The sequence below is a fragment of the Sulfurospirillum cavolei genome, from assembly GCF_001548055.1.
In the GTDB taxonomy this organism is placed as follows: domain Bacteria; phylum Campylobacterota; class Campylobacteria; order Campylobacterales; family Sulfurospirillaceae; genus Sulfurospirillum.
The window spans coordinates 2,689,528-2,698,323 of record NZ_AP014724.1; the positions used below are offsets into that span (position 1 = coordinate 2,689,528).

Genomic DNA, 8,796 nt, shown 5'->3' on the forward strand with positions numbered 1-8,796 from the left:
AAAATTCTCCTCGTTATCTTAGCTTTTACATCTCTTAATAAAACATACGTGGCAGGTGTAGTTCGAAGAAGTAATATGTTTCATTATACCATTTTCTCGCTAAATTTACATGTAAAGCTTTGTTACCGATGTGGAATGAAGATTGCTTGTTAAAAGCGTGGAATTATCTAAAATTTGAGTATAAGGCAATGAACATGCAAGACCTTTTCTCTTTTGTTCAAACCAAAAGCAGCCCTTTATCTACAGCGTCTAATAGCGTTAACACCGACGTTTCTGGTACGCAAACGCCTGCGCAAGAAGGAGCGTTTGCCGAAAGTTTTTTTGCAATTATTTTGGGAAAATTGACGCAAGAAGAAAACCCTCAAACGATTGAAGAACTTCCGATCGATACGACGACTTCTGCCGCTACGGAGAACCTTTTGACGACGAGCAATACGGATGAAGCAAAACCTATCGACGAACATCTTTTAGAAGATCTTTTAAGCATCGTCAATACCTTGCAACAAGATTCACAAACAACGAATTTCCCAACGTTAAAAGCGTCTTCAAATCTTGAAAAGATTCTTAACAATGAAACGGCTCGCCAAGATTTTGCCAATGTTAAAAACGTTAGCGACTTGCTTGAACTCTCCAAAAAATACGACTTAGGACTCGAAAAACTCTCGATTTCAAAAGAGAGCGTCGAAAGTTTACAAACCAAATTCCCGAAGCTAACGCAAAATAATTTTTTCGACGAGATTACGACAGCACTCAAGCAAATGCAAACCGAACCTCGACCAACGGCGCAACAAACAACGATTCCGACCCAAGTAGGGCTCATGAATCTTTTGGATAACCAACAGCCCAAAACCCAACCCGTGCCGCAGACGCAATCCATTTTGGGTGAGTTAATTGCCAAAGAGAGCTCTAGCGAAGCAACGCATGCGCAACAACCCATCCCAACGTCGTCTAATCCTTTAGAAGAGACGTCAATCGTAAACGAAAAGCAACAAACGTTAACGCAAAAAATAGTAAACAACGCCGCATCGGAAACTAAAATTACCGACGCTTCTATGCAACAAACGAATGATCCACACACCGACGATGCGGTAAAATCTTCTATCGAAGTATTAACAAAACCGTTGGAAACCGTTATTCAAAAAGCATTGCACGACGTCAAACAAGAAATAAAAAAATCTGAAGTTCCGACACAAGCAATTAACGATAACGACGCAACAACGCAAGAAACTCCGATAGTAAAAACCAATGACCTCAAAGCAGAAGCTATTCAAAAAAGCGATGCTAAAAATGACGAATCGTTGGTAAAACCTTTGAAACAAGAAAAAACAATCGACGTGTCAAACGATGAACTTTCTTCCGTACAGACGACAAAGCCGCTCGTATCGGAAGAGGTAAAGTCATCGAGCGAAGATATACAATCAACACCCGATATTAAAACCGATAGCACCGTAAAACTAACAACAAAACAAGATTTTAACACGACGAATAAACCGACTACGACCAAAGAGAGCCTCTCACAGTTTGCCAGCGATTTAAAAGAGCAGATCGAAACTTACAAACCGCCCATTATGAAAGTGGAACTCTCCTTAAGTCCAAAAAGCTTAGGCGATGTCGACGTAACATTATTGACGCGAGGCAATAATCTACATGTCAACATTTCATCCAATGCTACGACCATGAGCCTCTTCACCCAAAATCAAGACGAAGTCAAGAATGCTTTGGTCAATATGGGTTTTACCAACCTTGAAATGAACTTTAGCGATCAACGTAACAGTGAACAATCGCAACACAACCAAAAACAAAGCGGCGGAAACTTTAAAGAGTTCGGCGCGGAACAAACCGAGGACGATACGGCACTCTTAGAAATCGTCATTCCTCAATACGTTTAAAAAGGATACAACATGGCAACAGGATATGAAAATCTTATTAAAACGGGAAGCTCTACAACCACTAGCGGTACAAGTTCAAGCACGAGTACGGCAAAAACAGGCTCTGCCGATAGCTTAAATAAAGATGATTTTTTACAGCTTTTGCTCGTTGAGCTACAACATCAAGATCCGACCGATCCAATGGATAGCGATAAAATCTTGACCCAAACATCACAATTAGCAACCCTTGAAGCTTCCGAAAACACCAATAAAGCTTTGGAAGATTTAGCGGCACAACTGAAACAAAGCGTGAGTGCCGGAGCAACTTCGGTTATCGGTAAAATGGCAAGCCTCGGCTATAACGCTATCACGTTAAAAGACGGCGAAGCGGCGTATGAAGTCTATTTTCCAAATGAGATTAAAGACGGAACGCTTACGATTAAAGACGCTAACAAAAATACCGTGCAAACCATCGACCTTGGAGACGTTGCCGCCGGTAAAAGCGGCGTAGTCGCCTTTAAATGGGACGGTACGAACCAATACGGCGATAAAGTTAAAGACGGATATTACAGCGTTACGGCGGATTACGTCGATGCAAACGGTAAATCGCAAACAACGCAATTCGGTGTTTATCCCGTAGAATCCATTCGTTACGAAGACGGCGAAACTTATGTCAAACTCGGTTCAACTTATTATCCGATGGGTGACGTAACCGAGTTTTACGAACAATCTTTAATTTCATAAGAAACGGCGATGAACAGTTCATTATACAATAGCGTCTCGGGCGTTAAATCGTTTCAGTTCGCGATGGACGTCCAATCCAACAACATCGCTAACATCAATACCATCGGATTTAAAGGAAGCACTCCGGAAATTTCATCGCTTTTTTCAACGACGCTGGCAGGTACCTATGCCGCATATGCTAATGACGACAGTTTAGGTGCTTCTAGCCAAACGACGGCGTTTAATATGAACCAAGGTATCCTTCAAAACACCGATAATGCCTTTGATTTGGCGATCGGCGGAGAAGGCTGGTTTGGGGTTCAAGGGCTTAACGAAAAAACCTATTTTACGCGAGCAGGACAATTTTCAATCGATTCTAACGGCGATCTAGTCGATATAAACGGCAATTATCTTCTAGCAACGTCGGGAGACAATATCACTCCGACAACGCTTGATGAAACAACCCTCTCCAAATTCGGTACGTATTACAAAAGCACCGCAAAAACACCTGCGCAACCGTACGCAATTAGTGCTACGGGAGATGTGCCTCTTGGAAGCGTCGGGAAACAAACAAAAGTGCATTTACCCGATTTATTGTACTATCCTCCGACGGCAACAACGAGTGTTTCTTACAGTGCCAGCTTAAATCCAAAGGTCACGACAGGTTCCGTTAGCGTTCCTCTGAACAGCGATGACTACACGCAAACCGTTACCGCCGCTTCCGGAAAAATAAGCCTAAACGGAACGACGACACATACGAGCGCACTTCAAAATCCTCAACCGGGGGATCAAGTGCTCGTTACCGTTACGGATAACGCCGGTAAAAAATTAACGACTACTACCCAATTAGATGCGTCAAATCAATGGAGCATTTCCAATGTTAATGTCAGCGAACTCGATACGAGTAGCCCTTTAAACGTTTCGGTCTCCGTGACTTCCAACCAAGAAGTTGCCAATCAAGACCATGCATCGATCGGTATTATTGGTCCAGACGGCGATAAAGATACGCTTGATATGACTTTTACGAAAAGAGTTCCTCAAGCCGCTTCGGGAACGACATGGGATGTTACCGCCAATATTTACAGCTTTTATGAAAATTACGACAGTACAAAGACCTATGATCCTTCACTCTATTACGTTGACCAAAAAGACGCCAAAGTCTATGAAATCGTCGACACCCAAACGGGTACCTTAGAATTTGACGGAGCCGGTAGACTTCTTAGCAACTCTTTGCCCGCACTTTCCAACGGAGGGACGACTCTAAACGTCAATCTGGGAACACTTAATAGTTTTGACGGACTTGTTTCCAGTACCAGTATTACTAAAACGAGCAGTTATCAAACAAACGGTACCGTCGAAGGGTTTTTAAAAAACTACGGAATGGACGGCAACGGCAATATTATTGCCGAATTCGATAACGGAAAAAGCTCCGCTATTGCTAAAGTTGCCGTATACCACTTTCAAAACGACCAAGGTTTAACGTCTGCATCTTCAAACCTCTTTGAAGAGTCTTCCAACAGCGGAAAAGCTATTTTTTATACCGATAAAGACGGAAATGCTTTTTTAGGCTCCAATGTTTTAAATCACCGACTGGAAGGAAGTAACGTTAGTATGGCAACGGCATTGACCGAACTGATCGTGATACAAAAAGCATTTACCGCAAGTTCTAAAGGCATTACGACCAGCGATGAGTTGCTCCAAAATGCTATCAATATGAAACAATAGTTTTTGACATTATATGGAATAAAAATTGCTTTTGATTTTAAACACTATTCATTACACTAAAAAGTAACTTTAAAAAGGATACGCTATGATGAGATCACTTTGGGCCGGCGTTACCGGATTACAAGCGCACCAAATTGCTATGGACGTTGAAGGTAATAACATTGCAAACGTTAATACTACCGGCTTTAAATATTCTCGTGCGAATTTTTCCGATCTTCTCAATCAAACGGCCAAAATCGCTACGGCTCCGCAAGGAGAGCTCGGCGGTAAAAACTCAATGCAAATAGGTCTTGGAACGCAAGTCAGTTCCGTTACGAAGATTTTTAAACAAGGTTCTATCGAAACCACCGATAAAAATACCGATCTTGCCATCAGCGGAGACGGTTTTTTCGTTATTTCTCCAGACGGCGGAAATACCTACAAATACTCCCGAAACGGAGATTTTTCATTTGACGCAAACGGTAACTTCGTCGATGCAAACGGCTATATTGCACAAGGTTGGGTCAGAGACGATACTACCGGCGAAATCGACGCAACGGCTCCGATTCGAAATATCACTATTCCTCCCGGATTGACCACGCCGGCTAACGATACGGGATACATTACGCTTAAAGCCAATCTTAACTCCGGTGATTCTACCAAAAATAAAAGTGCTATTTATGCATTAGATCAATATAAAGGTTGGTACGATAAGGACAATAACAATACCAAATCGACAACGGAAAAACATGATGAAAACGATGCTTCGTTAAACTCTTTCAATACCGATAATGAATTGGTCGAACGCGGTGTCGATATGGGTGTTCTCTTTAATGCCTCGGGTGAAGCGTTTAACCTAAGAGAAGGGCAGGGTATCTGGATGAGTTATGCCGATGCCGTCGCCAAACCGCAAAGCATCACGGCGAGCAATTCAACGTCGTCGTTAAAAATTACCGTTAACGGCGTTAGTATCAGCGGCGAATTGACAAAAGCCGCAAAAGCGACTCCGACAAGTGAAGAAAATATTCTTGTCGCTAACGAAATCGCAAACCTCATTAACCAAAAAACAAGCGAAACGGGTGTTGTTGCAACCGTTGAAAACGGCAATCATCTGGTTCTTAAAAATACTAATAAAATAGGAACCGATGAGCAACATAAAAATATTAACCTTGACGTTACCTCTCCAACAACAATCGGTTTAACGTCAACACAAGTCATTACCGCTTATCAATACGCTTATTCGACTTCTTCCGTCTCGGCATCACACGATTACGATGCGAGCGTCGTTAGAAAATTTCATACGACGGAAGATTTACGAAATGCTATGCAAGTAGATGCACGTTTATGGACAAATTACTTAGGTAGCGTCGTTGATCCAAACGGTGCCGATAATAAAGCCAATACAACAAACGACAACATTCCTTGGTCAACCGTTAGTTCCTTAAATAAAAATGACGGTGTGCAGGTTTTAGTCAACGAAGAGGGAAAATTTGTACTTAAAAACCCTACGGGAGATGCACCGGATGTTTATACCGGAGCTATGAGCGGTTTTACGATCAACTCCGTTTTATCTTCACAAGACGTTACGTTTCCTGCCGGAACAACATTTGAAAATGCAATCACTTTACCTACGGGTACGACCGTAACCTTAAGCGGAAAAATTCCCGGAGATGCCACTTACGGAACGGAAGGAGATTATACGTTCATCGGAACGGTCCCTGCCGGCTTTGTTTTAAGTGCAGATGCTACGTTACCTCAAGGAACGACTTTTCCTCAATTTAGTGCAACGATTAACGATCCGCTTGACGTGACCGCAGACGATAGAACCATCGATATTGCGCTTACAACGGCGGCCGTTGCCGGACAAACGTATTCTATTACTATCGGCGGTACAACCTATACTACCGCAGCCGCAGCCGGCGGAGAAACCGCAGCAACCGTAGCGGGCACATTGTATAACCTTATTAAAGCCGACTATGCCGACGCAACACTCGACGGTACGACGATTACTTTACCGACCAATGCCGGTACGACGACGATTAATCCTCCTACCTCAAGCGTAGCAGGAACGATTTCGGCAACGATTAGTGCGGCACTTGCGGCAACGGATGACGACCGTACGATCAATTTAGCCGGTACATCCAATTCCATTGCGGGACAAACGTATTCTATCACTATCGGCGGTACGACCTATACCTATACTCCTGCTGCTGCCGGAGAAAATGCAGCTACCATAGCGAGCGGTTTACGAGCCCTCATAGAAGCCGATGCCGCTTATACAGGACACACGTCCGTTGTAGGATCCGTTATTACCATTGATCAAGGTGCGGGAACGGAAAATATCGTCGCTTCAACCAATATCGATGCCGTCGATGTTACGGATGTCGGTATTACGGATAAAGACGGTGACGGTAAAAAAGACGATCAAGCTATTTACGTTTCTATTACGGGATTAACAAACGCAAGCAATAACGTCAGTGAAAATACCAAATTTACCACATCGTTTTCCGCGCTTCAAGGTTCACTCCCCTCAGGTACGTCTGAAAGATCGACTCAAAATATCTATATGGCAAGCCATGCTTCCAGTATCGACGTATACGACTCTTTAGGGTCTAAACATACCGTTCGTTTTGAATTTAGAAAAATCGGACAAACCGATAACGGCGGTACTGAATGGTCCATGCTGATTACCGTACCGGAACCGGGTCAAATTAATTATGCGGCTGGAAATTTACCCGAAAATATTATCACGGGTTCTATTGCGTTCAATAGCGACGGATCACTCGCAACTTTTACACCGACAAACTTGACGTATACTGCCAATAACGGTTCATCACCGAATCAAAATATAGAGCTTCATTTTGGTACGCTGGGTCAATTTGACGGTATGACTTCATTTGATAAAGAATCCAATACTTCGGGTATTTCGCAAGACGGTTATCCGGGCGGCGATCTTTCGGGTATTCGCGTCGACGAAACGGGAACGCTGATCGGAAGCTTTACCAACGGACGAAGTTTCGGTCTTGCACAAGTTGCCATGGCAAAATTTACCAATAACGAAGGTTTGGAAAGCGACGGCGGAAATACTTTTATTCAGACGTCAAACTCCGGCGATCCCGTTATCGGTCAAGCATCCGTCGGCGGTAGGGGAGCCATACAAGCAAGCTCGCTCGAAATGAGTAACGTGGATCTTTCACGCTCCTTAACGCAATTGATCGTTATCCAAAGAGGATACCAAGCAAACTCCAAAACGATCACAACTTCGGATGAAATGCTCAATACGCTTCTTCAATTAAAATAGATTTTTTTAGCTTACATGTACTACAATGAGTCCCAAAAAACTTGGGACTCAACACATGAAAATTACACTGAATCACTACACTCCGTTACTTATTTGTGCAGACGCTATTCGTACATGTTGGCAAAGTTTTGATAAAAGCGATAACGGCGGCGAAAAGGATAAAGAGCTGATCGATCGCGTCGGCAATAAATTTAAACACGCTTCAACGTTGGAACATCTGGTTTACAATTTTTACATCGAAGGCGTTTCCAGAGCCTTGCTTCAAGAACTTGCGCGCCATCGTATGGCTTCGCTTTCGGTAAAATCCACGCGTTATACGCTAAAAGAACTCAAAAACGAAGCACTCTTTACATGTAAGGATTTTGAGCGCGCCCAAAAGTACCTTGTCCTAACAGGCGTCGAAATGGTAGACGAAATGAGCGTTAAAGCACTTGAAAACTTGCGTTTGGTACTCAACGAAGGCATTAGCAACGATAAAGCCAAATACTGCCTTCCGGAGAGCTATAAAACCGAACTTACGTGGACGATTAACGCGCGAAGCCTTCAAAACTTTTTAACGCTTCGAAGCGATAAAAGTGCTCTATGGGAAATTCAAAATTTAGCCCATGCCCTTTACGAAGCACTTCCCGAAGAACACCGATACCTCTTTAGCCTCAAAGAAAACGTATCACTTTAAGCCTTACATGTCAAGACTGACATGTAAGCTTTTAGCGTCAAAAAACCGATTAGTATTGATTAAAGCCTTTGCGCATGCGTAATCGCTATTGCTATGGCATCGGTAATATCCAAAGGCTTAATTTCTTGTTGAATGCCTAAAATCTTCTTCACCATAAACGACACTTGTTCTTTTTGCGCTTTACCGTTTCCCGTAACCGCTTTTTTAACCTGCAAAGGAGTGTATTCGCTAAAGTTGCCCTTGAGTTGCAAAATTTTAAGACTTAACGCTCCTCGAAATTGAGCCAATTTTAGCACCGTTTTGGGGTTGTACGCATAGAAAATATCTTCAATTGCCACTTCGTCTATCACATGGGATCGAAAGATCGTATCAAGTCCTTCGACCAATTCCACAATCTGATGCTGTAAAATTTTTTCCTTAATTTTGATCAGTCCGGCTTCCACTAAAATAAGTTTGCTTTTTTCTTTATGGAGCACGCTGTAACCGCAGTTTCGAGTACCTGGATCTATACCTAAAATCACCAT

The 8,796-nt window shown here is 42.9% G+C and carries 6 protein-coding genes; 5 read left to right on the forward strand and 1 reads right to left on the reverse strand.

From position 1 onward, the window contains the following. Nucleotides 1-194 precede the first annotated feature (194 nt). The 5 genes from UCH003_RS13540 (at nt 195) to thyX (ending at nt 8,272) form a co-directional block, all read left to right on the forward strand. Nucleotides 195-1,889 carry a flagellar hook-length control protein FliK gene (locus tag UCH003_RS13540; protein ID WP_060826894.1) on the forward strand — a complete coding sequence of 565 codons (1,695 nt, stop codon included), beginning with the start codon at nt 195-197 and terminating at the stop codon, nt 1,887-1,889. A gap of 12 nt (nt 1,890-1,901) precedes the next feature. Then, nucleotides 1,902-2,612 carry a flagellar hook capping FlgD N-terminal domain-containing protein gene (locus UCH003_RS13545; RefSeq protein WP_041962775.1) on the forward strand — a complete coding sequence of 237 codons (711 nt, stop codon included), beginning with the start codon at nt 1,902-1,904 and terminating at the stop codon, nt 2,610-2,612. A gap of 9 nt (nt 2,613-2,621) precedes the next feature. Beyond that, nucleotides 2,622-4,316: a flagellar hook-basal body complex protein gene (locus UCH003_RS13550; protein ID WP_060826895.1), complete on the forward strand. Its 1,695-nt coding sequence runs from the start codon at nt 2,622-2,624 to the stop codon at nt 4,314-4,316. A gap of 85 nt (nt 4,317-4,401) precedes the next feature. Then, nucleotides 4,402-7,596, forward strand: a complete 3,195-nt coding sequence (locus UCH003_RS13870) for a flagellar hook-basal body complex protein (RefSeq protein ID WP_060826896.1) — start codon at nt 4,402-4,404, stop codon at nt 7,594-7,596. A 55-nt stretch (nt 7,597-7,651) separates the two neighbouring features. Next, the gene (thyX, locus tag UCH003_RS13560) at nt 7,652-8,272 is read left to right on the forward strand and encodes an FAD-dependent thymidylate synthase (protein ID WP_041962778.1); all 621 of its coding nucleotides are present in this window, start codon (nt 7,652-7,654) and stop codon (nt 8,270-8,272) included. Between the two features lie 59 nt (nt 8,273-8,331). Here the strand turns inward: thyX and ruvC are convergent, their stop codons facing one another. Further along, entirely contained in the window at nt 8,332-8,796 is a 465-nt protein-coding gene (ruvC, locus tag UCH003_RS13565) for a crossover junction endodeoxyribonuclease RuvC (protein WP_060826897.1), read from the reverse strand.